The organism is Flavobacterium tructae (assembly GCF_001853485.1).
GTDB classification, from domain to species: domain Bacteria; phylum Bacteroidota; class Bacteroidia; order Flavobacteriales; family Flavobacteriaceae; genus Flavobacterium; species Flavobacterium tructae.
Map to the genome: position 1 here is coordinate 105,234 of NZ_MIKE01000024.1, position 24,233 is coordinate 129,466.

Sequence of the window (24,233 nt, forward strand, 5' to 3'; positions counted from 1 at the left end):
ATGGACGGAAAGCTTAAAATTAAAATATCAGTTGCAGACAGAGTTTACCCTTTAACGGTGGAACCTGCTCAGGAAGAAGGACTCAGAAGTGCTTCTAAAAAAATTGATGCTATGATTAAGCAATTCGAAGAAAGTTACGCGGTTCGTGACAAACAGGATGTTCTGGCGATGTGTGCCCTGCAATTTGCATCGCAAGTCGAACAAAAACAAATTGACAATGCAATCGATGGAGAAGAAACTATCGAAAGAATTAAAAGATTAAATGCGCTATTAGATCAATATCTCGAAAATTAAACGTTCTTTTACAACAACTAAGATACTGCCTACATTAGTTCACAATTGGTAAACTCAACACTAACAATTTAGAATGAGCAAATCGTCGCTACTATAGTATGCCATGCTTCGGCTTGGAAACTTGAACAGTGAGTTAGCTCAAAACTTGTCTTTACGAGTTTATTCAAGCAATTAATGTAGGCTTTTTTTATATATAAATTTTAACAAACATGGACATAATAACGATCATTATTTCAGGCGTTATAGGAATTGCAGCAGGTTTTGCAATTGCTAAAATCATCGAAAAAAGCAATATTTCTAACCTCATCAAAAACGCTAAAAAAGAAGCAGCTTCCATTCTAAAAGATGCTAATTTAGAAGCCGAAAATATTAAGAAAGATAAAATCCTTCAGGCAAAAGAACGTTTTATCGAACTAAAATCAGAGCACGAACAAGTTATTTTAGCAAGAGATAAAAAAGTAGCAGAGGTAGAAAAAAGAGTACGCGATAAAGAATCACAAGTTTCTAACGAACTTTCGAAGGCCAAAAAAGTAAACGACGAGTTTGAATCTAAAACACAGGAATACAATAACAAAATTGAAGTTTTAGACAAAAAACAAACTGAAGTTGACAAATTACACAAAAGTCAATTGCAGCAGCTTGAAGTAATCTCAGGACTTTCTGCCGAAGAAGCAAAAGAGCAATTAGTAGAAGGATTAAAAGCCGAAGCTAAAAGCAAAGCGATGTCTCACATTCAGGACACTATCGAAGAAGCAAAACTTACTGCTCAGCAAGAAGCGAAGAAAATCATCATCAATACGATCCAGAGAGTTGGAACTGAGGAAGCAGTTGAAAATTGCGTTTCAGTATTCAACATTGAATCTGATGATGTAAAAGGTAGAATCATTGGACGTGAGGGACGTAACATTAGAGCTCTTGAAGCCGCAACGGGAGTTGAAATCATTGTTGACGACACACCTGAAGCAATCATTCTTTCTTGTTTCGACCCTGTTCGTAGAGAAATTGCTCGTTTATCTTTGCATAAACTAGTAACAGACGGACGTATTCACCCTGCAAGAATTGAAGAAGTAGTTGCTAAAACAGCGAAACAAATTGACGACGAGATTATCGAAGTTGGTAAACGTACTGTTATCGACTTAGGAATTCACGGTTTACATCCTGAATTGATTAAAGTTGTAGGTAGAATGAAATACCGTTCTTCTTACGGACAAAACTTATTACAGCACTCGAGAGAAGTTTCTAAACTTTGTGGTATCATGGCTGCCGAATTAGGCTTAAATGTAAAACTAGCTAAAAGAGCTGGTTTACTTCACGATATTGGTAAAGTTCCGGATACTGAAAGTGATTTACCTCACGCCTTATTAGGTATGCAGTGGGCAGAGAAATATGGTGAAAAAGAAGAAGTTTGCAACGCTATTGGAGCTCACCACGACGAGATCGAAATGAAATCATTACTTTCTCCGATTGTTCAGGTATGTGATGCTATTTCAGGCGCACGACCAGGAGCGAGACGTCAGGTTTTAGATTCATACATTCAGCGTTTGAAAGACCTTGAAGAAGTAGCTTACGGATTTAGCGGTGTGAAAAATGCATACGCAATCCAGGCCGGTAGAGAACTTCGCGTAATTGTAGAAAGCGAAAAAGTTTCTGATGACAATGCTGCGAATTTATCTTTTGAGATTTCACAAAAAATCCAGACTGAAATGACTTATCCGGGGCAGGTAAAAGTTACTGTAATTAGAGAAACCAGAGCGGTTAATATTGCAAAGTAATCTCTATATATTATTCATAAAAAATAAAGGCTATCTTCTAAAACAGATAGCCTTTATTTTTTATACCAATTTGATCCTTTTAAATATCGTTAAAGATAATTTTAAAACTCGTTCCTACTCCCACTGTACTTTCTACCGAAATACTTCCTTTCATTGCCTCAATTTGATTTCTGGTAATATAGAGCCCAATTCCCCTTGCCTCTTGATTTTTGTGAAAAGTTTTATACATCCCGAATAATAAATCACCGTACACCGCCAAATCAATTCCCAAACCATTATCTGTAATTTTTAATGACTTGTAGCCGTCCGGTTCGATTGAAAAATCAAAAACAATAACAGGGTCTCTGTCCGGATGCGCATACTTTATAGCATTTGTTGTAAAATTCAGCAAAACACTTTCCAGATAAGCGGGATTAAAATTAATTGTCAAATACCTTGGAACATTATTTACAATTGTGACTTTCTTATGCTTGTCGTACCCTCTAATGGTTGAAATTGTTTTCTCAATATATTCTGAAAGCTTTAATGGCGCCACAGCAATATTGATATTGCTTTGTGTCTTTACAATCTGGGTTAAATTGGCAATCGTATCGTTCAGATCATTAGAAACAGTTCGTAAATGTTCCAACATTTCGTTTACAGTTTGTTTGTCAACATCCGCGTCAATAAAATCCAGGATCGACTTTATATTTCCGGCCTGCGTATTCAAATTATGTGAAACGATATGAGAAAAATTCACCAATCGGCTATTTTGATCACTGTACAATTTCATCGTTTTTAAGAGTTCCAACTCCTTCTCTTTCTGCAAAGAAACATCAGTATGTGTCCCTATTACACGCAATGGTTTTCCATTTTCATCCCTTTCAATAACCTTTCCGCGATCCAGAATCCATTTATAATTACCACTTGAAGTCATGACGCGATGGTAATTTTCGTAATATGGGATCTTATTATCAAAATGCTCCTGTATATCCGAATAGTACTTTGGAAGATCTTCGGGATGCACAATCTTATCCCAACGTTCCGGATCATCGAAAATATCAGCAGAATCCAATTCCAAAATCTTTAACGACAATGACGAATAGAAAACCCTATTAGTCACCATATCCCAATCCCAGATTCCGGCAGTAGAGGCCTCCAGAGCAAATTGAAAACGCTCTTCAGAAATACGTAGTTTTTCTTCCTTATCTTTTAGTTCCGTAATATCCGAAACATGTCCAAAAAAGCTAACACGCCCGTCATCGGACTGCTCTGTTTTGGCAGAGACCTTAAACCATCGCATTCCTTTTTTGGGTAAAACAGCTCTAAATTCGACATTCCAGGGCTTTGCTTCTTTACGTGCTTTGACTAAAGACTGAAAAAACAGATCACGATCCTGAGGAAAAATACGGTCGTAAATTACCAATTTAATATCATTGGTAAACTCTTTTACACTAAGTTCAAAAATATCGTCAGCTGATTTACTGACCAGAGGGAAAGTATACCTGTTTTCGCTGTCAACAACAAACTGAAACAGCAAGTCCGGCATTTCGGCAAGCAATTTTTTATAAAAATTATTTACCTCTAAGCAATTCTCATTTCCATATAAATCAAAAACCATATATCACTTATTTATGTAGATTGAAATATTAAAACAATGATCCCAATAGTAAAAAACAAAAGCTGAAATTGGCTCTTTTATTCCCTAATTACCACAAAATATTATACAATATATCACTTTTTTGATTTAAAAACGACTTCCGGCTTCAAAAATTACTTCCGTGGATGAAAAGATAACATTACCTCTTTCAAAAAACTCCTGTCTAAATGCACATAAATTTCAGTCGTAGTAATCGATTCGTGCCCTAACATCAACTGAATTGATCTTAAGTCGGCACCATTTTCAAGTAAATGAGTGGCAAAAGAATGCCTTAATGTATGCGGACTGATACTTTTATGGAGGTTTATTTTTACCGCGAGATCTTTTATAATGGTAAAAATCATGGCGCGTGTAAGCTGATTTCCTCGCCTGTTCAAAAATAAAGTATCTTCACAACCTTTTTTAATTTTAAGATTCACCCGAATCTCCTTCTGATAAATCTGAATGTATTTCTGAGCAAATTTACCCACCGGAACAAAACGCTCTTTATTTCCTTTTCCGGTAATTTTAACGAACCCTTCTTCAAAAAACAAATCAGAAATTTTCAAAGAAACCAATTCCGAGACCCTAAGTCCGCAACCGTACAAAGTTTCCAACATAGCGCGATTCCGTTCCCCTTCATTGGTACTCAAATCAATTGCCGCAATAAGAGAATCAATTTCATCTAAAGACAGCGTATCGGGCAATTTCCGCCCTGTTTTAGGAGTTTCGATCAGTTCCATCGGGTTGTCGTTTCTGTAATCTTCAAAAACCAGATAATTAAAAAAACTTTTCAAGCCCGAAATAATTCTCGCCTGTGATCGTGGATTGACTTCTTTAGCTACCGCATAAATAAACTGCTGAACCGTTTCGTCATCAATTTTTATGGGAGAGATCTCTATACTATTGGTTTCCAGAAAAAGACACAAGCGTTCAATGTCAAAACCATAGTTTTCGATCGTGTTTTTAGACAAACCTCTCTCGATGCGCAAATACGACTGATAGTCCTTTATGTAACGGTTCCAATTCATAACTACAAAGTAAAACATTTTCAGGCATAAAAAAACCTTCCGGATTAGGGAAGGTTGCAAATTTTATTGTTGGATAAAATTAGAATTTGTATGCTAAAGATAACGCAAGATTACTGTTTTTAGCACTGTCATAATAATCATCTGAATTATCAATATCTTTATCAGAAAGCGGAGATAATCCGATTGTGTAACGAAGACCTACTGAAAGATTATCCGTAAAACTGTATCCGGCTCCTAAGTTAAAACCAAGATCTACCGATCTGGTAAAATCTTTAATATTATTACCATTTACTTTAGCCGATAACAAAACACCAAGCTGTGGCCCCGCTTCAACATTGAATTTTTTATCAATGATATAATACTTAGCAACTACAGGAATGTTCAAATAGTTCAACTTAATATCCGTATCATTCAATGAACCGTCAACTTTAGTTCCCTGAGCAGAAAATAAAAGCTCCGGCTGAATAAAAAATCTTTGAACCACATGAATTTCTGCAAAACCTCCAACGTGAAAACCAACAAGAGCTTTAGTATCTTCAACATCTCCTCCAACTACTGTCGAAATATTAAGACCTCCTTTTACTCCGAATCTGGTCTTTTGTGCATTAGCAAAACCAAATACCATTACTGCCATAGCAGCCAAAATTATTCTTTTCATTACAATTTGTTTTTGAGTTATTCAAAACAAATATAAAGATAACCTTATTAAAAAAGAACTTGTATGCTAATTAATAAATTGGTAAATACTGTTTTATCACCCGATCAACAGACCTTTCTTCTTCATTACAGCCCAATATCAAATCTATAATATCAAAATAAACTTACGAAATAAAAAAATTCAAAAACACAATTTGAAGTATAAATCTGACTAAATAATAAATACATCTCAAAAAACCGATCCCAAATAAACTTCTTAAATAGAGCCAATTACAGGCCTAAAATCAATAAAAATGGGAAATTTAGTAATTATTTAAACCAAAATATAAAACAATAAATTCCTAATTCTGTAGTTTTGACTAATAAATAACATTTAAAAAAATCAAATTTTAAAAACACTTTTATGAAAAAGATAATTTTAGCAGCTGTATTGTTTATCGCAACTTCAGCTACAATTCAGGCACAATTAGTACAATTTGGAGTTAAGGCAGGGGTTAACTTTGCGAGCCAAACCGGAGACGCAGGTCTTCAAGGTGTAGCATTTGACAAAGAGGGAATCACTAGCTACCACGTAGGGGTTGTTGCAGAACTTAAATTGTTAGACAAATTTGCTATTCAACCGGAGCTTTTATATTCTACTCAGGGAGCAACTTACAAAAATGCTGTAAATGAATTTAAAAATGAATTAGGCTACTTATCTATTCCTGTAATGGCTAAGTTTTACTTAAACGATACTTTTAGCTTAGAAGTAGGTCCTCAGGCTTCCTTTTTATTGAGTGAAAAGAATAAGTTTGATGTTAAAGATGCACAAACTTTTGAGTTCGGTCTTAATGCCGGATTAGGAGTAAAACTTACTAAAAGCATTTTTGTTCAAGGTCGTTATGGTCTAGGATTAACTGAAGCTTCTAAAAATGCTGATGTTAAAAACTCAACTTTCCAGATCTCTGCCGGATTCTTGTTCTAAAAAATATATCACATACTTTTACCAAAACCGTTCTATTAATTGGAACGGTTTTTTTATTTTTACAACTGTTCAGTGGCAATGGCAAAAATCAATGACAATGTCAATGTCAAAATTCAATGATACTATCAATTGTTTTACATTTCACATATTACATTTCACATATCACACCTTACTATCCATGAAAATCTGCATTATCAACGGACCCAATTTGAATCTTTTAGGAAAAAGAGAACCGGAAGTTTACGGAAGTCAAACTTTTGAAGATTATTTTGCAACGTTGCAGGCTAAATTTCCAAACATTGAACTTTCGTATTACCAAAGCAATATTGAAGGCGAATTGATTGGGAAAATTCAGGAATGTGGTTTTACTTTTGACGGAATTATTCTGAATGCCGGAGCCTATACCCACACGTCTATAGGATTGGGCGATGCCATGAAAGCTGTTACAACTCCCGTAATCGAAGTACATATTTCGAATACTTACGCCCGAGAGAGTTTCAGACATCAGTCGTATTTATCCGGAAATGCCAAAGGTGTTATCCTTGGTTTCGGACTAAAAAGCTACGAACTGGCCATTCAGTCTTTTCTGTGAGACGTAAAACGTCAGATGTGAAATGTCAGATGCGAAATGTCAGATGTAAACTGCAGGATGTGAGCTGTAGGCAACAGATTAATTTTTACCGATACTATTTTGATTCTTAAAACGTAACCAAATGCAGTGTTCCAGGATTTACAACTTAAACCAATAAAACATTTCAGATCACATCTCACATTTCTCACTTAACATCTTACATTTAACATCTTACATTTAACAAATTTTTAATAGCCTCATTTTTAACTTATTCTATTTTTGTGAGAGATACAACTCTCATGAAAAACTATACTTTACTTGCCTTTTTATTCTTTTCAATTTCAAATTTTGCCCAAATTAAAGGAACTGTAACCGATGAAAAAGGGACTCCATTGCCCTTTGTATCCATCTTTGAAGAAAACACCTATAGCGGAACTACTTCTAATGAGCAGGGAAAATATCAGCTTACCGTAAAAGAGCCAGGCAAAAACAAAATTGTTTTTCAATATCTGGGATATAAAACTCAAAAAATAACCATTTCTGCTAACGCAAAAACGACGCTGCCGGATGTGAAAATGACTGAGGAAAGTTTTGCTTTAAACGAGGTGGTAATTGATCCGAAAAACAATCCTGCCAACACCATTATTAAAAGTGCTATTGCAGCAAAAAAAGACAACTCCGACAAAATTGCACGATATATCGCCGATTTCTACTCCAAAGGAATGTTTAAGGTAAAAGACTTACCGAAGAAAATTCTGGGACAAAAAGTAGATCTGGGTGACGATCTTGCATCGAATTTAGATTCTACCGGAACTGGTATTTTGTATTTATCAGAAACCATTTCTAAGGTTACTTTTGAAAAACCTAACAAATTAAAAGAACGCATTATTGCTTCTAAAATCTCAGGAAACAATAGAGGATATAGCTACAATACTGCTTCACGGTCGACTTATGATTTTTATGAAAACACGATAAACTTCGACACCAAACTCATTTCTCCTATTGCCGACAATGCTTTCGCTTATTATAAATACAAACTCGAAGGCACTTTTTTTGACGACAATAAACAACAGATATATAAAATCAAGGTAATCCCAAAACGTGATAAAGAACCTGTTTTTGAAGGCTACATTTACATTGTAGATGACAGCTTTGCCATTTACGCCATCGATTTGGACATCAAAGGCTATCGCATGAAAAACGAATTCACGGAGGTAATGAATCTAAAACAAAATTTTACCTACAATACACAAAATAAAATCTGGATTAAAAATGCGCAAACCTTAGATTTCACTGCTGGCCTTTTTGGCATTAAATTCTCCGGAAAATTTGCTTATATATATTCCAATTACGACTTTCCTGCTTCATTTGAAAATAAAACATTCGGTAATGAAATTGTCTCTTTCGAACTCAACGCAAATAAAAAGGATGATGCTTTCTGGAACAACATTCGTCCAATTCCTCTAACCATTGAAGAAAGTAGTGATTACACTAAAAAGGATAGTCTGCAAATAATCAGAAAATCTCAAAAATATACGGACTCCGTTGATGCCAAAAACAACAAATTTAAAGTTCTGGATGTCTTAATGGGCTACGACTATAAAAACACCTACAAAAGACATTCTTTCGAATATAAAGGATTGTTGAATTTGGCTTCGCTAAGTTTTAATACCGTTCAGGGATTTAATCTGGATTCCGGTTTCTCTTTTAAGAAATGGAGTGAAGACGAAAGTAAAACGACTTCGTTAAGCACCACTTTTAATTATGGTTTTTCAGATCAACGCTTTAGGGTTACCGGAGAATTCAGCCATAAATTCAATACTATAAATCACGCTACGATCAGTGCCTCAGGAGGGACTAAAGTAGCACAATTCAATAGTGCCGAACCTATAACCAAGTTGGTCAACTCTGTAAGTTCTTTATTTTTTAAAGACAATTACATGAAACTGTATAATTTAGAATTTGCACAGATCAACTATTCGCAAAATGTGCTAAATGGTGTTAGTCTCAACGCAAAATTGGGTTATGAGCAGCGAAAACCGCTTTTTAACACCACCGATTATTCTTTCTTTAAAAGAGAGGACTTATACTCTTCCAATAATCCATTAGCTCCAAACGACTTTACCACTCCTGCATTTGAAAAACATCATTTGTTTAAAACCTCCTTAAGCGCCCGAATTAACTTTGGAAACAAATACATTTCGAGACCAGATGGGAGATATAATTTTAAAAACGACAAATTTCCAACACTCTTCTTAAATATTGAGAAAGCATTTGCAGCAAGCGAAAAGAAATATGAGTTTGAAAAAATAGGAGCGGCAGTTCTCTACGATTTATCTTTAGGCAATAAAGGTGTTTTGGGAATGAGTTTTAAAGCCGCCAAATTCTTTAATGCCGATAACATTTCGTTTGTCGATTATAAACATTTTAACGGAAACCAGACGCACATTGGCACAAGCAGCCGTTACCTGAACGTTTTCAACCTGATGCCTTACTACACCAACAGCACTAATGACAGTTATTTTGAAATGCATCTGGAACACAACGACAAAGGCTATATTATGAATAAAATACCGCTGCTAAATCTTTTAAAATCAACTCTAAATATTGGTTTTCACTCGTTGGCCATACCACAAAGAAAGCCTTATTCTGAGTTTACAGCTGGTTTAGATAATTTAGGATTCGGGAAGTTCAAAATCTTCAGAGTAGATTATGTTCATTCTTATCAGGGAGGCATTCAGCAAAATGGCGTTGTCTTTGGATTGAAGATTTTGAATGTATTAGATTAGAAAAAGTTACTGAGAAACTAAGGTTCTAAGATTCTAAGTTTTTTCTTAGTATCTTAGAACCTTAGCCACTTAGAATCTTTCCCCTCAAGGAAGAATTCAGCAAAATGATTAGCAAAAGCTACTGAAAAACTAAGGCCCTAAGGCCCTAAGACTCTAAGTTTTTTCTTAGCATCTTAGAACCTTAGCCACTTAGAATCTTTCCCCTCAATATAATCATCTCCTATTCTATAGGAAGAATTCAGCAAAATAATTAGCAAAAGCTACTGAAAAACTAAGGCTCTAAGGCTCCAATTTTTCCCTTAGCATCTTAGAACCTTAGCCACTTAGAGTCTTTTTCCTCAATATAATCATCTCCTATTCTATAGGAAGAATTCAGCAAAATGATTAGTAAAAGCTACTGAAAAACTAAGCCCCTAAGACTCTAAGTTTTTTCTTAGCATCTTAGAATCTTAGCCACTTAGAATCTGTCACCTCAATATAATCATCTCCTATTCTATAGGAAGAATTCAGCAAAATGATTAACAAAAGCTACTAAAAAACTAAGGTCCTAAGATTCTAAGTTTTCCTTAGCATCTTAGAGCCTTAACCGCTTAGAGTCTTTCACCTCAATGATAATCATCCGGTTCAATATGAATCAACACATTGCCCAATTGTGGAATTTTTTCTTTTAAAGTATCTTGTAGTTTGTGTGATAGCTCATGTCCTTCTTTCACCGAAATTTTAGCCGAAACTATGGCATGGAGGTCTACGTGATATCGCATTCCTGCTTTACGGATAAAACATTTTTCGGTACCCAGAATACCCGGAACAGTTAAAGCCTTTACACGAATTTCTTCTACTAAATCATCGTTCAGATTTTCGTCCATAATTTCACCTAAGGCCGGTCTGAAAATTTTATAACTGTTGTATAAGATAAAAAAAGCAGCAAAAAGTGCCGCCCAATCATCTGCTGATTCATACCCCTTCCCCATAATCAAGGCGATAGAAATTCCGGTAAACGCTGCTACCGAAGTGATCGCGTCACTACGATGGTGCCAGGCATCTGCCGCCAATGATGAGCTGTTGGTTTGTTTGCTTCGTTTCATTACCAGACGAAACGAATATTCTTTCCATATGATAATAGCTCCCAAAACATAAAGTGTCCAAGATTTTGGTAAATCATGCGGAGTCTGGATATTAGCAATACTTTCATATCCGATAATAGTCGCTGAAGTAATCAGAAAACCAACCACCAAAAACGTAATTAAAGGTTCTGCGCGACCGTGACCATAAGGATGATTCTCGTCTGCCGGTTTATTCGAATACTTAATTCCGAACAGAACTAAAAATGACGAAAATATATCGGTTGTCGATTCGATTGCATCGGCAATTAGGGCATATGAATTGCCAAAAAAACCTGCCAGCCCTTTTAAAATGGCTAAGCAGGTGTTTCCTACAATACTGAAATAAGTAGCTTTTACAGCTTTTTGTTCATCTGTCATTTAACTACGTTTATATTTTTTTAGCCACGAATTCACGAATTATACAAAAAATTATAATCTTAGTTTAAACTCGCGAATTCGTGGCAAATATTTCTACGTTTACGCTCTCACGATTTTTGCTCCAATTGCTCTCAAACGCTCATCGATACGTTCGTAACCACGGTCAATTTGCTCGATATTTTGGATTGTACTAGTTCCTTTTGCTGAAAGAGCGGCAATCAACAATGAGATTCCTGCACGAATATCAGGAGATGACATGGTTGTTGCTTTCAATTGAGACTCAAAATTATGTCCCATAACTACCGCTCTGTGCGGGTCGCACAACATAATTTTTGCTCCCATATCGATTAATTTATCTACGAAAAACAAACGGCTTTCAAACATTTTCTGGTGAATTAAAACATCGCCTTTGGCTTGTGTTGCTACAACCAAAACAATACTCAATAAATCAGGAGTAAATCCTGGCCATGGTGCATCAGCAATAGTTAAAATAGAACCATCAATATCTGTTTTTACTTCGTACCCGTCTTTATGAGCAGGAATGTAAATATCGTCATTGCGTTTTTCAATGGTAATTCCCAATTTTCTAAAGGTGTTTGGAATCAAACCTAAATTTTCCCAGCTTACATTTTTGATCGTAATTTCGCTTTTTGTCATCGCCGCAAGACCAATCCATGAACCAATTTCGATCATATCCGGAAGAATTCTGTGCTCACATCCACCAAGGCTTTCAACACCTTCAATAGTCAATAAGTTTGAACCTACTCCGGTAATTTTAGCTCCCATAGAGTTTAACATTTTACACAACTGCTGTAAGTAAGGCTCACATGCAGCATTGTAAACAGTTGTTGTTCCTTTTGCCAAAACAGCAGCCATGACGATGTTTGCTGTTCCGGTTACTGATGCCTCATCAAGCAACATATCTGTTCCGGTAAGACCTTCCTCAGGAGATTCTACTCCATAGAAATGATCTTCTCTGTTGTATCTGAATTTTGCTCCAAGATTAATGAAACCTTCGAAGTGTGTATCTAATCTACGACGTCCAATTTTATCTCCTCCAGGCTTCGGAATATATCCTTTACCAAAACGTGCCAAAAGCGGTCCGACAATCATAATAGAACCACGAAGAGCTCCACCTTCTTTTTTGAAAGCTTCAGTTTCCAAATAACCTACATTAACCTCATCTGCCTGAAACGTAATCGAACCCGGCTCATTTCGTTGGATTTTAACACCTAAATTACCCAATAAAGTAATTAATTTATTGATGTCAATAATATCGGGAATATTATTAATTCTCACTTTATCCCCCGTTAAAAGCACGGCGCATAAAATTTGTAATGCTTCATTTTTTGCTCCTTGCGGAGTGATTTCTCCTTTTAAAGGTGTTCCTCCTTCGATTTTAAAAATTCCCATATTTCTTTTTTAGGTTCTAAGGTTCTGAGATTCTCAGGTTCTAAGCTAATATCTTAGCCCCTTAGCATCTTAGTCTCTTTTTTACTTCTGATTATTATTTTTCTGAAAAGGTTTCGGTTTTCCCGAGCCTTTATTGTTTTTATTATTTTGGATTTTTGGCTGTCCTGCCGGTGTAATCTTATTCGACATACGCTTATTGGTACGCAATAAATCAGTTGTATTTAAAAGCTCTTCAGAACTTTGAAGCAAATTGATTTTACCTCCCGACAACTCATACAGATGCTCAAAAATCACATCGTCTTTAACGGTATCCTTGTTCCAGCTTAAATACGACTTTTTCATGTGATTGGCAATCACCATTACCAAAGCATTTTTCATCTCGCCATCTTCCCATTTATTGGCAACATCGATCATGTACTTGATATTGTTTCCGTAAAATCTGTATTTTGGAAAATTCTGCGGATACTGTAAAGCATCTGGTTTTAATTGCAAAACATCGCGAGACGGAATTGGGTATGGTGAATCAACATTCAATTTGAAATCAGACATAATAAAAAGCTGATCCCATAATTTATGCTGAAAATCCGGCACATCACGCAAATGCGGATTCAGACTTCCCATTACCTGAATAATGTACTTAGCAGCTTTGTTGCGTGTTTCGGCATCTTCAATTGCAGTAGCCTGATCAATCAGTTTTTGCAAATGACGACCATATTCCGGAATGATTAATCGTTGTCTTTCAGAATTGTATTCTAAATTAAAAACAACATCATTCGCACTTTCTTTTTTATATTTTTCGTTCATAAGTTATAATGAAACTATACCTTCTATAGTAGAAACTTCTTTGTATTTGCTAATCACCTGGTCAGCACTATGCATGGTAACATCAACCGAAACACTGGTAAATTTACCGGTTTTAGATTTTGTGGTTTTGATAACCGCTCCCATACTGTCAAAAGCTTTTTCAACTCGCTCAACATTATCGTCTACTGAAGGTACTATGAATTTATACAAGTATTCTGCTGGCCAGGTATTTGAATTGTCTAACTCAACTTTTAATCTTTCGTAAAATTCAGCGGTGTTTTTTTCTTTATCGTTCTCCATTCGTAATTAAAAATAAACGCAAATATACGGTTTTGATTTCAGACTTTCGATTTTAGATTTTAGATTTTTCAGAAGGAAATAATGATTGTTTTTTTACCACAAATTCCACTAATTATTACTAAATAAAACATACTGATAAAAACTTTAGTTTTTGTACCATTTTAAAACAAGTTAATACCTAAAAAAATCAGTGAAAATTAGTGGAATTCGTGGCAAACTTTTATATTTGAAAAACTTCACACCTTTGTTCCCGATAGCTATCAGGATTACGGGATTGAACCACACCACAATGAAAAAAATTATCATCTTACTTTTTACTACTCTCACTTTTCACAACATTCACGCACAGGAAATTAAAACTTTAACCTATTTCCAAAACGACACACTCAAACTGGATTTAGATTTATACCTGCCCCAGAAAAAAGCCAATAAAAAAACGTCTTTAATCTTATTCGCATTTGGAGGAGGGTTTTCGGGTGGAGAACGAACCAGTGAAAAAGATTTTGGGCTTTTTATGGCGAAAAACGGCTACGCGGTTGCCAGCATCTCCTACAGCCTATACATGAAAGGAAAAGATTTTGGATGCAAAGGTGCTTTAACCGAAAAGATAAAAGCAATTCAAATTGGCGTTAGTGATATGTGGCAAGCCACTTCATTTCTAGTTAAAAATGCAGATCAATACAATCTCGACACTTCAAAATTCTTTATTTCAGGAATCAGTGCAGGTGCCGAAATTGGCTTTCACGCTTCGTTCTGGGATTACAAACTGATGAATTTGTACCCAAACAATTTATCTCCCGATTTCAAATATGCCGGTTTCATTGGAGGTTCGGGTGCTATTATGGACATTAATCTAATGACCAAAGAAAAAGCCATCCCAATGCTGTTAGCACACGGAAACAACGACGAAACAGTCCCTTACAATGCAGGCTCGCATCGCTCCTGCCTAACAAATGCTTCCGGTTGGCTGATTTTATTTGGATCTTATGCCGTGTACAATCACATGAAAGACTTACATAAAAATATAGAATTGATTACTTTTTGTGGAGGCGGGCACGAATTTTCAGGATATTTATTTCATGAAGGACAGCAATATGTTCTGGATTTTGTAAATAACGTTTTGAAAGGCAAAAAAATCGAATCGCATTTGATTATTCCTTCTCAAAAGAAAAACTCCGGCAATTATTTATTTTGTGAATAATTATTTCATCCCGATGGGGTTCTATAAATATTTCGTCCCGATGGGACTTATCAATAGTTTCTAAAACATATTCGTTTTTCAAAAAATCCTGAAATTTAAATATAATATCTCAGCCAAAAATTATTTCACCCCGATGGGGCTCTCCTTCTGCAACCTCTTATTTTCTATAAATATATCACTCCTCCGGAGCTTCTTGAAATTCAAAAAACAAAAGAATTTTAATAAACAGCTGAACCTTATATTTATTTTAAATTGCGAAATCATCTGGTTAAGGCAAAATAATCTTTTTAAATACCAATAAGTTTAGGTAAATTTGCGCTTTATTTTTAGAAAGTGCAAAAACAAATTATAGTTCTCATTGGTGGCCCGGGAACGGGAAAATCTACTCTAATCAACGAATTGGTAGCTCGTGGCTACTGTTGTTACCCAGAAATTTCAAGACAAGTTACACTCGAAGCACAGCAAAGAGGCATCGAACAATTGTTCCTTGAACAACCTTTATTATTTAGTGAAATGTTGTTGAATGGTCGAATTAAACAATTCAAAGACGCAGTTGAAGAACCGCATGAAGTAGTCTTTATAGATCGTGGAATTCCTGATGTAACAGCTTACATGGATTACATTAATGATGATTATCCTGAGAGTTTTGTACAAGCCTGTGAGGATTATAAATATTCAAAAACTTTCATTTTACCGCCATGGGAAGAAATTTACGAAAGCGACACCGAACGCTACGAAAATTTTGAGCAGGCCGAAAAAATCCAAAAACATCTTGTTGATACCTATAAAAAATATGGCTACAACTTAATTGAAGTACCTAAAGATACGGTTGAAAACAGAATTCTTTATATCTTAGATAAAATTTAGGCAGGCGTTTAAAGTTGCAAAACTAGAAACTGATTTCTAAATTTTTTAACTTTAAAACACGACCAATGCCACAAGCGCAGGAAATTCTTTCAAAATACTGGAAACACGACAGTTTCAGACCGTTGCAAAAGGAGATTATTGACTCTGTTTTGGACGGTCAGGATACCTTTGCCCTACTGCCAACAGGTGGAGGAAAATCGATTTGTTTCCAGGTTCCAAGTATGATGCTGGAAGGCATTTGCTTAGTCATTTCACCTTTGGTTGCTCTTATGAAAGACCAGGTTGCCAACCTGCAGAAACGCAACATAAAAGCTATCGCACTAACCGGAGGTATTCATACCGAAGAAATCATAGATCTTCTTGACAATTGCCAATACGGAAACTACAAGTTTTTATACCTTTCTCCCGAAAGACTGCAATCAGACTGGATACTGGAACGCATTAAAAACCTTCCGATTAATTTAATTGCAATCGACGAAGCGCATTGTGTTTCGCAATGGGGACACGATTTTCGCCCTGCCTATCTGAAAATTTCAGAACTTAAAAAATATTTTCCAAAGATTCCGTTTTTAGCTTTAACTGCAACAGCAACACCCAGAGTCATCGAAGACATTAAAACAGAACTGGAATTAAAAGACCCCGTACTTTTTCAGCAATCTTTTGAAAGAAAAAATATTGCCTACATGGTTTTTGAAGTCGAAGACAAGTTGTATCGCACCGAACAAATCTTAAAGAAAAACCCGCAGCCTTCTATTATATATGTACGAAATCGAAAATCGTGCATCAACCTTTCCGCTCAATTACAATCATTAGGTTTTACCGCAACCTATTACCATGGCGGACTTTCAGCTAAAGAAAAAGACAAAAACATGCAGCTTTGGATGTCGGAACAAGCACAGGTTATTGTAGCAACCAATGCGTTTGGAATGGGAATCGACAAAGACAACGTAAAAACAGTCATTCATACACAACTACCGGAAAACTTAGAAAACTATTATCAGGAATCCGGAAGAGCAGGACGAAACGGAGAAAAAGCTTTCTCAGTATTGCTTTTTAATAATTCAGATGCCACTCAGACTGAACAGCAGTTTTTAAGCATTCTGCCCGATAAAAAGTTTCTGAAAGCGATGTATATAAAACTCTGTAACTATTTTCAAATTGCGTACGGAGAAGGTTTAGACGAGTCCTTTTCTTTTAAACTAAATAACTTTTGCAACAAATACGATTTTCCCACTTTAAAAACATACAATGCCTTGCAGTTTTTAAACCAACAGGGAATCATTACTTTGTCGCAGGAGTTCTCAGAAAAAATTACTTTACAATTTATAATCGAATCCAAAGAGGTAATTCGATACATGAGTCTCAACCCAAACGACGAGGAAATTATATTAGCAATCCTAAGAACTTACCCCGGAGTTTATGACATTAAAACTCCTTTTAATCTTTCGCTGATTGCAAAAAAATCACACCATACAGAAGAACAGGTTTTAGCTCTTTTAGAAAAATTAAAAGAGAAAGAAATTATCGAATACAAAGCCAAAAACAACGATTCAACTGTATTATTCAATGAAGTACGTGAAGACGAATTAACTATAAATCGCGTTTCTAAATATCTGGAAAAACAGAATGAACTCAAAAAAGAGCAGCTTTCTTCCGTCCTCTATTATATAAAAGAAAACAAAACCTGTAAAAACAGATTGATTCTGGATTATTTTGGAGAAGAAACCAACGAAAACTGTGGCGTTTGTTCCTATTGCATTACACTGAAAGGAAAAATAACTGAAGCCGATTCGATTGCTGATAAAATTCTGTATTTGTTAAAATCAACCGCTTTGACTTCTAGAGAAATTCAGTCTCAAATCAAACTGGATGCCAATGATATTATTTTGGTACTTCAGCAATTATTAGAAAACAATCATATCACCATACTGGCGAACAATAAATACACTTTAAAATCATAATGGAAAAATTGAGAATTATTTTCATGGGGACTCCCGAATTTGCTGTCGGCATTTTGGACACCATTCTTAAAAACAACTACAATGTCGTGGGCGTAATTACTGCAGCAGACAAACCTGCAGGACGCGGACAAAAAATAAAATACTCTGCAGTAAAAGAATATGCACTGGCAAACAACCTTACGTTACTTCAGCCAACAAACTTAAAAGACGAGAGTTTTTTAGCGGAGTTAAAAGCTTTGAATGCGAATTTACAAATTGTTGTTGCCTTCAGAATGCTTCCAAAAGTAGTCTGGGAAATGCCGGAATTTGGAACATTTAACCTTCACGCTTCCTTATTACCAAATTACCGTGGTGCTGCACCAATTAACTGGGCCATTATTAACGGAGAAACCAAAACCGGAGTCACCACCTTCTTTATCGATGACAAAATTGATACCGGAGCAATGATCCTGAATTCGGAAATTGCAATTGAGCCGGAAGAAAATGCCGGACAATTACACGACCGACTTATGCTATTAGGAAGTGAAACTGTTATTGATACTTTAAAAGTTATTGAAAGCGGAAATGTAAAAACTACCATTCAGGAAGACACCGCCGAAATAAAAACCGCTTACAAATTAAACAAGGAAAACTGCAAAATTGACTGGACCAAATCAGGTGCAGAAATCAACAATCTCATTCGCGGTTTAAGTCCGTATCCTGCATCCTGGTGCTTCTTAAAAGATAAAGAAGAAGAACAAACCATCAAAATATATGAGGCAAAACTACTTCCTGAGACACATTCTCAAGAAGCCGGAAGTCTGATTTGCAGTAAAAAAGAAATCAAAGTTGCAGTTAAAGACGGTTACATTCAAATTTTGAGTTTACAGTTACCCGGAAAAAAAAGAATGCAGGTGGCAGAATTACTAAACGGAATAACTTTTTCTGAAAGCGCCAAAGTCTATTAAGGTCAATAAAACAGGGGTTTCTACCTGATTTTGACCAACTAACGCTCTGCTTTATGAACAAAAAAAGCAAGTTATTAACAATTTTTGCTAAAAATAAAGAAAACACTTGCAAGGAACGGATTTCCTACTAAATTTGTGTATTAACAATTTTTTTTAACCAACAATTAATAACTAATATTATGAACAAATCAGAATTAATCGATGCTATCGCTGCTGATGCAGGAATCACAAAAGCTGCGGCAAAATTAGCTTTAGAGTCATTTTTAGGGAACGTAGGAGCTACTCTAAAGAAAGGTGGGAGAGTTTCATTAGTAGGTTTTGGATCATGGTCTGTATCTGCTAGAGCTGCAAGAGACGGTAGAAACCCGCAAACAGGAAAAACTATTCAAATCGCTGCGAAAAATGTTGTAAAATTCAAAGCTGGTGCTGAATTAGAAGGTGCGGTGAACTAAGTAAGAAAGTTCTCCAAACTAATAATATAATCAAAACCCTTCTTATGAAGGGTTTTTTTTTGCGCTTCAACGATTTTATTTGGGATTTTAGAAATTTTATGATTAAATTTAATAAAAATTGTAGCCGTATGATTTCAGAAAAATTAAAAAAAGGACACCTGCTTATTGCCGAGCCTTCTATAATTGGAGATTTATCATTTAATAGATCGGTAATTTTATTAGCAGACCATAACAAAGAAGGATCAATAGGATTTATCATTAATAAACCTTTAAAGTACACTATTAATGACCTGATTCCTGAGATTGAAGCCTCTTTCAAGATATATAACGGAGGTCCTGTTGAACAGGACAACCTTTATTTTATTCACAATATTCCAGAGTTAATCCCGAATAGTGTTGAGATTTCTAATGGAATTTATTGGGGAGGTGATTTTGAATCGACCAAAGACTTAATAAACAACGGATCTATCAGTAAAAATAACATTCGTTTTTTCTTAGGGTATACCGGTTGGGATGAAAATCAGCTTGAGAATGAAATGCAGGGAAACTCCTGGATCATTGCCGATAATAGTTATAAAAACAAAATTATCGGAAAATCAACCACCCATTTCTGGAAAGAGCAAATCATTGAACTTGGAGGCGACTATCTTATTTGGTCAAATGCACCTGAAAATCCATATCTGAATTAATTTTCAGAAATGGATTCATTCAGCTTTTGTAATAACAGATGAGCCAAATTACTTGTAAAGTCTTTTTTTCGATATTTCGTGATCGGCTGAATTCCCATGATCACATTAGTCAGAAATAATTCATCTGCTTTTTGAAGATCAAATGGTGAAATTATTTCTTCCACTACTTCTATGCCCTCTACTTTTTTAGCCAAAGCTAAAATCTGCTTGCGCATCACACCGTTAAGGCAACCTTCAGAAATTGGCGGAGTTATAAGTTTTTTACCCACAACCATAAATAAATTCCCCTGTAATACCTCAACTACATTTTTAGTATCGTTAAGCAAAATACAATTGGCCAAACCATTTTCATGAGCAAAAATACTTCCGGTAACGTTTATCATCTTATTAGTAGTTTTGATAGACGATAACAATTGCTTAGTCACATAAAAATCCTTATACAAATCTACTTCGTATTCAACTGAATTTAAAGCATATAAAACATCTTCAAGTGTTGTTGCGTGAATTAAATACGAAACCTCATTTGTTTTAGGCAAATAAAGTCCGCCCTCTTTTCTAAAAACAGTAATTCTGGCTCTGGCAGATTTTGAAATTCCTTTTTGCTGAACCAGACTTAAAATCTGCTCTTCAAAATATTCCATGGTAAAATTCATCGGAATTTCCATTCGAACCACACGCATAGAAGCCATTAATCTGAAATAATGATCTTCCAGGAACAAGATTTTATTATTGATAATTTTTACTGTTTCAAAAACACCATCTCCGTATAAAAATGCGCGGTTTTGAGTTAATATATTATCTTCTTCTGCTACTATATTTCCGTTAAAATTAATCATAAAAAAACCCTGAATTTTGTTCAGGGCAAATATAAGGTATAAAATAGAATTTTACTAAACAGATCCGATAAGATGTTTCAGATCTGAAATCTGATTCTCCCACAATTGTTTAGCTTCTCCTACTTCTTCTTTATCAGCAAAATCTACTACCATTAACGATACGTCTTTGGTAAGTTCATCAACCAGAATGTGCAATTCAAAAAAATACTCGGTGTCTTTACTGCTTTCATCCACCCATTTGAATTTGACTTTTTCACCTGTTTTTTTGGAAGCCAAACGCGCTTTTTCCTGTGAGTCGTTCCAGATAAAAGTGAAAAATTCTCCTCTTGAATTTACATTATCAGCAAACCATTCTGATAATCCTGACGGAGTTGATATATATTGATACAATAGTTGCGGCGAAGAATTGATCGGAAACTCGATTTCGTAACGTATTTTTGGATCCATGTGCTACTTTTAATTTTTTTGGAAATATAAGAATATATGTCCAAAAACAACACATTTTTAAAAATATTTTTTTTTCTTCATTTTATGCTTGCAAGCTTTAATATTATTTCTATCTTTGCACCCGCAATGAGGAACACGGTTCTACTTGCAGTCTTGGCGAGGTAGCTCAGTTGGTTAGAGCGCAGGATTCATAACCCTGAGGTCACGGGTTCAACTCCCGTCCTCGCTACTAGAAGAAAATAGCTTAAAACCCACTCCCAACTTGGGTTTTAAGCCTTCTTCAAATCACTTTCGAAATGTGTAGTTACAGTAAACGACAATGTAAACGGCAATGTAAACTACAAATCAATGAAAATTTTACCGAACGGATGCTCCTGTACTGAAGTATGGGTATCACCAGAAAATTGGCTAACAACTACCTCAAAGGCCTCCTTAAACAAACAATGGTATGTTCAATGTACTTACTATGATCCTTTGTTTAAAGAAAAATACCCCAAAGGCTTCCCGTTCAGAAAAAAACTGAACAAATTCAAAACTTTAGAAGATCGAAAAGCAGCTGCCAAGTTGTTAATTGATGAAATTCCAAAACTTTTCAAAGATTTAGGATACAACCCAATCACTAAAAAATACATGATTGACCAGGAACCTGAACCGGCGACAGAAGATAAGTTTTTAACTGAAATTTGTCCGGAAACTCCTTTTTTGATTGCTCTTGACTTAGCACATAAGAGTATTAAAGTTGCCGAAAGCACTTTCAAGGATATAAAATACATGTTGGCCAAGTTTATTCCTGCCGCGGAACAGCTCCGGTACCATGAATTAAAAATTAGTGAGGTAAAAAGAAAACACATCCGGTTCACTTTAGATCATCTTGAGAAAACTGAAGAAACTTTCTCCGCCCACAAATTCAATAAGTACCGTGGATACCTCTCAACTCTATTTAAAGAACTTCTCGAGTTTGAAGCAGTAGAAAACGACATTGTTCTTCAAATTCAAAAACGCGTACATGAAACTAAGACCCGGGATATACTTTCTGAAGATGAAAGAGTACGAGTAAATAATCACTTAAAAGAACACTTCCCAGATTTTTGGAGATTTACTATTTTGTTCTTCCATTCCGGAGGCCGAATATCGGAACTACTAAATTTAAAAATTGAAGATGTAAAACTGGACCAACAAAAATACCAGGTATTCGTAAAAAAAGGAAAACAGTATAAATGGGTAAACCGCATAATAAAAGATGTAGCTTTAGGTTTTTGGATTAAGTCTTTATATGGTGCAAACAAATCTGACTATGTTTTTTCTGTTGGTTTAAAACCTGGACCAAACAAAATCAGACGAGAACAAATTAATAGGCGTTGGAAAACTCATGTAAAGGACAAATTGGGAATAACTGCAGACTTTTACGCTTTGAAACATTTGAACCTTGACGAAACAACTGCCATTCTTTCTCTGGAAGATGCGGCAAGAATGGCTGGGCACAAAACTATTTCAATGGTTCAAAAACACTATGCAGTTGGAGAAGAAGAACGACAATTTGAAAGGTTGAAAACTCTACAAAATAAATTTGCATAAAAAAAAGCGATCTTATTGATCGCTTTTTTAATTACTTTTTCTTTTCAATTTTCATAATTCGACTTTCCCCACATTCATCAAAAGTTTTGGCAGTAAATTGTTTCTTTCCTAAAAACCGAGTTTTAATACCTAAAAAGTTCCACTCCCGACGCTCCCAATAAGCGACAGCGTCAGATTTGTTTTTAAATTGGCGTTCATTAACGATAACCTTTAACTTTTGGCCATCAAAAGAAGCAACTCCTGCAACAGTCATGCACTTGGTTGTATCACTCCAAGACTGTTCTTTTGGAATTGAATTTTTTATTGCATCCACTAATCCGGAAACATCCGTTTCCTTTTTAGTGGTGTCTCGATATTTCAAGGTTTGCGAAACAATACTTTCAATCCTGGCAATTTTTATGTTGGCAGCATCTAATTTTTTCTTTAACTCCGGATCGCTATAATTGAGATGCTCTTCAATTTCTTTATGAGTCAATACCTGACTTGTAAATCTTAAACTGTCCGATTTTCTTAACTGACTCACATTTTCTGTCTGCCGGATATTTTCTTTTTTTTGAAATTGATAATCTTTGTAAAACCAAACAATGACCACTATAGAAAGCCATATCGCTATAGTTTTAAAATTCTGCATAATTACTGATATTTGCATCTTATAAAATTATATAATTAGAATTATTTTGAGGTTTTGTTTGGAGAATGCGCCAGTTATTAAACCCAATTTTCTCAAAGTGTGGAAAATCTTTAAAGGAAGTCCAATTTCCGCCCCAGCTCCAGCCGTATTTCGCGAATATTTTTACGCATTCATCCCAGTCCGACACACCATCCCCGTCGAAATCTTTTTTAAAATCCCAACTTGCCGTTTTCCCGTCAATGATTAAAACACCATCAACAGCGAAACCATAATTGTGAATTGACTGGCCACCTTTAGCATTAGTTACTTTTTTACCAGGCTTAGTCCTCCCTTGTGCATATAGATCATCCTGTTCAGCAAATGTTCTCAAACCTTGTGTTATTCTAATCTGGGCACGCCCGGTTAGAACTTTGTTACATTCATCAATAATTTTTGTCATTTCTGCACGCACAGCTGGGTGCAACAGAGCAATTCTTTCTTTTGTTACTTTATCCATCTTATTTAGTTATTATATTCCCAGAATCTGAGAATAAGTTTTTAATTTGAAATGTGATTAGCCGGCGAACAGGTCGTATGAAATACCTAACGAAATCATTATTGTTTCCGATCACTTCCATATTTTCCAGAATAGAAACAACTTCGATATAGATCATTATTCCTATCATAAAATCACCAAATACACCTGAGTACTGATTTCCCAATTTGCTATCACTAACACTTTTGATATTCAACAAAACCATTCCTATTATAATAGAGCCGCCATATTGAATGAATTTTGTAAATGTTTTTCGAAACCCTTCGGATTTTCTTATTGTTTTGGTCAACGTTGCCTTTGTGACGCCAAATGCAAAATCCAAAAAGAAGAGAACAAAAAGACCTATAAGCAAAGAACCGTCTGGTATGTATTTTAAAATCATATGATAATTAATTTAT

At 35.3% G+C, this 24,233-nt stretch carries 24 protein-coding genes and 1 tRNA gene; 13 read left to right on the plus strand and 12 right to left on the minus strand.

Going from position 1 to position 24,233, the window contains the following annotated elements:
- On the plus strand, positions 1-294 hold the full coding sequence (locus BHE19_RS14040) for a cell division protein ZapA (RefSeq protein WP_017498112.1): 294 nt from the start codon (positions 1-3) through the stop codon (positions 292-294).
- 209 nt (positions 295-503) lie between these two features.
- Positions 504-2,066, plus strand: a complete 1,563-nt coding sequence (gene rny, locus BHE19_RS14045; RefSeq protein ID WP_017498111.1) for a ribonuclease Y — start codon at positions 504-506, stop codon at positions 2,064-2,066.
- 79 nt (positions 2,067-2,145) lie between these two features.
- Here rny and BHE19_RS14050 read toward each other — a convergent pair whose 3' ends face one another.
- The 3 genes from BHE19_RS14050 to BHE19_RS14060 all read right to left on the minus strand — a co-directional run bounded on the left by BHE19_RS14050 (position 2,146) and on the right by BHE19_RS14060 (position 5,373).
- On the minus strand, positions 2,146-3,666 hold the full coding sequence (locus tag BHE19_RS14050; RefSeq protein WP_070907625.1) for a PAS domain-containing sensor histidine kinase: 1,521 nt from the start codon (positions 3,664-3,666) through the stop codon (positions 2,146-2,148).
- Positions 3,667-3,818: 152 nt separating this feature from the next.
- The gene (xerD, locus tag BHE19_RS14055; RefSeq protein WP_017498109.1) at positions 3,819-4,715 is read right to left on the minus strand and encodes a site-specific tyrosine recombinase XerD; all 897 of its coding nucleotides are present in this window, start codon (positions 4,713-4,715) and stop codon (positions 3,819-3,821) included.
- 79 nt (positions 4,716-4,794) lie between these two features.
- The gene (locus BHE19_RS14060; protein ID WP_070907626.1) at positions 4,795-5,373 is read right to left on the minus strand and encodes a porin family protein; all 579 of its coding nucleotides are present in this window, start codon (positions 5,371-5,373) and stop codon (positions 4,795-4,797) included.
- Positions 5,374-5,775: 402 nt separating this feature from the next.
- On the opposite strand from BHE19_RS14060, the gene BHE19_RS14065 reads away from it, so the two are divergent.
- The 3 genes from BHE19_RS14065 (at position 5,776) to BHE19_RS14075 (ending at position 9,696) form a co-directional block, all read left to right on the plus strand.
- Positions 5,776-6,336: a porin family protein gene (locus tag BHE19_RS14065; RefSeq protein ID WP_017498107.1), complete on the plus strand. Its 561-nt coding sequence runs from the start codon at positions 5,776-5,778 to the stop codon at positions 6,334-6,336.
- 178 nt (positions 6,337-6,514) lie between these two features.
- Positions 6,515-6,928, plus strand: a complete 414-nt coding sequence (gene aroQ, locus BHE19_RS14070) for a type II 3-dehydroquinate dehydratase (protein WP_070907627.1) — start codon at positions 6,515-6,517, stop codon at positions 6,926-6,928.
- Between the two features lie 278 nt (positions 6,929-7,206).
- Positions 7,207-9,696 carry a DUF5686 and carboxypeptidase regulatory-like domain-containing protein gene (locus BHE19_RS14075; RefSeq protein WP_070907628.1) on the plus strand — a complete coding sequence of 830 codons (2,490 nt, stop codon included), beginning with the start codon at positions 7,207-7,209 and terminating at the stop codon, positions 9,694-9,696.
- A gap of 605 nt (positions 9,697-10,301) precedes the next feature.
- Here the strand turns inward: BHE19_RS14075 and BHE19_RS14080 are convergent.
- The 4 genes from BHE19_RS14080 to BHE19_RS14095 all read right to left on the minus strand — a co-directional run bounded on the left by BHE19_RS14080 (position 10,302) and on the right by BHE19_RS14095 (position 13,694).
- Positions 10,302-11,177 carry a cation diffusion facilitator family transporter gene (locus BHE19_RS14080; protein ID WP_070907630.1) on the minus strand — a complete coding sequence of 292 codons (876 nt, stop codon included), beginning with the start codon at positions 11,175-11,177 and terminating at the stop codon, positions 10,302-10,304.
- 99 nt (positions 11,178-11,276) lie between these two features.
- Positions 11,277-12,590, minus strand: coding sequence for a UDP-N-acetylglucosamine 1-carboxyvinyltransferase (gene murA / locus BHE19_RS14085; protein WP_017498103.1), 1,314 nt, complete (start codon positions 12,588-12,590; stop codon positions 11,277-11,279).
- A gap of 81 nt (positions 12,591-12,671) precedes the next feature.
- Positions 12,672-13,394 (minus strand): DUF4290 domain-containing protein, encoded by a 723-nt coding sequence (locus BHE19_RS14090; protein ID WP_017498102.1) that lies wholly within the window; start codon positions 13,392-13,394, stop codon positions 12,672-12,674.
- Positions 13,395-13,397: 3 nt separating this feature from the next.
- Entirely contained in the window at positions 13,398-13,694 is a 297-nt protein-coding gene (locus BHE19_RS14095) for a DUF493 family protein (RefSeq protein WP_017498101.1), read from the minus strand.
- 289 nt (positions 13,695-13,983) lie between these two features.
- Here BHE19_RS14095 and BHE19_RS14100 point away from each other — a divergent pair, with 289 nt between their 5' ends.
- The 6 genes from BHE19_RS14100 (at position 13,984) to BHE19_RS14125 (ending at position 19,811) form a co-directional block, all read left to right on the plus strand.
- Positions 13,984-14,895: a carboxylesterase family protein gene (locus tag BHE19_RS14100; protein ID WP_070907951.1), complete on the plus strand. Its 912-nt coding sequence runs from the start codon at positions 13,984-13,986 to the stop codon at positions 14,893-14,895.
- Between the two features lie 333 nt (positions 14,896-15,228).
- Entirely contained in the window at positions 15,229-15,762 is a 534-nt protein-coding gene (locus BHE19_RS14105; protein ID WP_070907633.1) for an AAA family ATPase, read from the plus strand.
- A 65-nt stretch (positions 15,763-15,827) separates the two neighbouring features.
- A complete protein-coding gene (locus BHE19_RS14110; RefSeq protein ID WP_070907634.1) occupies positions 15,828-17,723 on the plus strand; it encodes a RecQ family ATP-dependent DNA helicase in 1,896 nt (631 codons plus the stop codon).
- Entirely contained in the window at positions 17,723-18,670 is a 948-nt protein-coding gene (gene fmt / locus BHE19_RS14115; protein WP_070907636.1) for a methionyl-tRNA formyltransferase, read from the plus strand. Before BHE19_RS14110 ends, fmt begins: the two co-directional genes overlap by 1 nt.
- A gap of 179 nt (positions 18,671-18,849) precedes the next feature.
- Positions 18,850-19,122, plus strand: a complete 273-nt coding sequence (locus BHE19_RS14120; protein ID WP_017498096.1) for an HU family DNA-binding protein — start codon at positions 18,850-18,852, stop codon at positions 19,120-19,122.
- Positions 19,123-19,250: 128 nt separating this feature from the next.
- Positions 19,251-19,811, plus strand: a complete 561-nt coding sequence (locus tag BHE19_RS14125; RefSeq protein ID WP_026110149.1) for a YqgE/AlgH family protein — start codon at positions 19,251-19,253, stop codon at positions 19,809-19,811.
- Here BHE19_RS14125 and BHE19_RS14130 read toward each other — a convergent pair.
- Entirely contained in the window at positions 19,808-20,647 is an 840-nt protein-coding gene (locus tag BHE19_RS14130; RefSeq protein WP_070907638.1) for an aminotransferase class IV, read from the minus strand. The genes BHE19_RS14125 and BHE19_RS14130 overlap by 4 nt on opposite strands.
- A 54-nt stretch (positions 20,648-20,701) precedes the next feature.
- Positions 20,702-21,094: an START-like domain-containing protein gene (locus tag BHE19_RS14135; RefSeq protein WP_017498093.1), complete on the minus strand. Its 393-nt coding sequence runs from the start codon at positions 21,092-21,094 to the stop codon at positions 20,702-20,704.
- A 155-nt stretch (positions 21,095-21,249) separates the two neighbouring features.
- On the opposite strand from BHE19_RS14135, the gene BHE19_RS14140 reads away from it, so the two are divergent.
- A tRNA-Met gene (locus BHE19_RS14140) sits at positions 21,250-21,323 on the plus strand.
- A 119-nt stretch (positions 21,324-21,442) separates the two neighbouring features.
- Complete coding sequence (locus BHE19_RS14145) at positions 21,443-22,669, plus strand: tyrosine-type recombinase/integrase (RefSeq protein WP_070907640.1); 1,227 nt, start codon at positions 21,443-21,445, stop codon at positions 22,667-22,669.
- 31 nt (positions 22,670-22,700) lie between these two features.
- Here BHE19_RS14145 and BHE19_RS14150 read toward each other — a convergent pair whose 3' ends face one another.
- The 3 genes from BHE19_RS14150 to BHE19_RS14160 are packed head-to-tail and all read right to left on the minus strand — an operon-like array spanning position 22,701 to position 24,217.
- A complete protein-coding gene (locus tag BHE19_RS14150) occupies positions 22,701-23,300 on the minus strand; it encodes a hypothetical protein (protein ID WP_123923471.1) in 600 nt (199 codons plus the stop codon).
- A gap of 19 nt (positions 23,301-23,319) precedes the next feature.
- The gene (locus BHE19_RS14155; RefSeq protein ID WP_070907643.1) at positions 23,320-23,796 is read right to left on the minus strand and encodes a M15 family metallopeptidase; all 477 of its coding nucleotides are present in this window, start codon (positions 23,794-23,796) and stop codon (positions 23,320-23,322) included.
- Between the two features lies 1 nt (position 23,797).
- Positions 23,798-24,217, minus strand: coding sequence for a phage holin family protein (locus BHE19_RS14160; RefSeq protein ID WP_070907645.1), 420 nt, complete (start codon positions 24,215-24,217; stop codon positions 23,798-23,800).
- Between the last annotated feature and the right edge of the window lie 16 nt (positions 24,218-24,233).

What these genes read in the sequence shown, in the direction of transcription:
- BHE19_RS14040 (WP_017498112.1), top strand. Translation starts at nt 1, where the DNA reads ATGGACGGAAAGCTTAAAATTAAAATATCAGTTGCAGACAGAGTTTAC.
- rny (WP_017498111.1), top strand. Translation starts at nt 504, where the DNA reads ATGGACATAATAACGATCATTATTTCAGGCGTTATAGGAATTGCAGCA.
- BHE19_RS14050 (WP_070907625.1), bottom strand. Translation starts at nt 3,666, where the DNA reads ATGGTTTTTGATTTATATGGAAATGAGAATTGCTTAGAGGTAAATAAT.
- xerD (WP_017498109.1), bottom strand. Translation starts at nt 4,715, where the DNA reads ATGAATTGGAACCGTTACATAAAGGACTATCAGTCGTATTTGCGCATC.
- BHE19_RS14060 (WP_070907626.1), bottom strand. Translation starts at nt 5,373, where the DNA reads ATGAAAAGAATAATTTTGGCTGCTATGGCAGTAATGGTATTTGGTTTT.
- BHE19_RS14065 (WP_017498107.1), top strand. Translation starts at nt 5,776, where the DNA reads ATGAAAAAGATAATTTTAGCAGCTGTATTGTTTATCGCAACTTCAGCT.
- aroQ (WP_070907627.1), top strand. Translation starts at nt 6,515, where the DNA reads ATGAAAATCTGCATTATCAACGGACCCAATTTGAATCTTTTAGGAAAA.
- BHE19_RS14075 (WP_070907628.1), top strand. Translation starts at nt 7,207, where the DNA reads ATGAAAAACTATACTTTACTTGCCTTTTTATTCTTTTCAATTTCAAAT.
- BHE19_RS14080 (WP_070907630.1), bottom strand. Translation starts at nt 11,177, where the DNA reads ATGACAGATGAACAAAAAGCTGTAAAAGCTACTTATTTCAGTATTGTA.
- murA (WP_017498103.1), bottom strand. Translation starts at nt 12,590, where the DNA reads ATGGGAATTTTTAAAATCGAAGGAGGAACACCTTTAAAAGGAGAAATC.
- BHE19_RS14090 (WP_017498102.1), bottom strand. Translation starts at nt 13,394, where the DNA reads ATGAACGAAAAATATAAAAAAGAAAGTGCGAATGATGTTGTTTTTAAT.
- BHE19_RS14095 (WP_017498101.1), bottom strand. Translation starts at nt 13,694, where the DNA reads ATGGAGAACGATAAAGAAAAAAACACCGCTGAATTTTACGAAAGATTA.
- BHE19_RS14100 (WP_070907951.1), top strand. Translation starts at nt 13,984, where the DNA reads ATGAAAAAAATTATCATCTTACTTTTTACTACTCTCACTTTTCACAAC.
- BHE19_RS14110 (WP_070907634.1), top strand. Translation starts at nt 15,828, where the DNA reads ATGCCACAAGCGCAGGAAATTCTTTCAAAATACTGGAAACACGACAGT.
- fmt (WP_070907636.1), top strand. Translation starts at nt 17,723, where the DNA reads ATGGAAAAATTGAGAATTATTTTCATGGGGACTCCCGAATTTGCTGTC.
- BHE19_RS14120 (WP_017498096.1), top strand. Translation starts at nt 18,850, where the DNA reads ATGAACAAATCAGAATTAATCGATGCTATCGCTGCTGATGCAGGAATC.
- BHE19_RS14125 (WP_026110149.1), top strand. Translation starts at nt 19,251, where the DNA reads ATGATTTCAGAAAAATTAAAAAAAGGACACCTGCTTATTGCCGAGCCT.
- BHE19_RS14130 (WP_070907638.1), bottom strand. Translation starts at nt 20,647, where the DNA reads ATGATTAATTTTAACGGAAATATAGTAGCAGAAGAAGATAATATATTA.
- BHE19_RS14135 (WP_017498093.1), bottom strand. Translation starts at nt 21,094, where the DNA reads ATGGATCCAAAAATACGTTACGAAATCGAGTTTCCGATCAATTCTTCG.
- BHE19_RS14145 (WP_070907640.1), top strand. Translation starts at nt 21,443, where the DNA reads ATGAAAATTTTACCGAACGGATGCTCCTGTACTGAAGTATGGGTATCA.
- BHE19_RS14150 (WP_123923471.1), bottom strand. Translation starts at nt 23,300, where the DNA reads ATGCAGAATTTTAAAACTATAGCGATATGGCTTTCTATAGTGGTCATT.
- BHE19_RS14155 (WP_070907643.1), bottom strand. Translation starts at nt 23,796, where the DNA reads ATGGATAAAGTAACAAAAGAAAGAATTGCTCTGTTGCACCCAGCTGTG.
- BHE19_RS14160 (WP_070907645.1), bottom strand. Translation starts at nt 24,217, where the DNA reads ATGATTTTAAAATACATACCAGACGGTTCTTTGCTTATAGGTCTTTTT.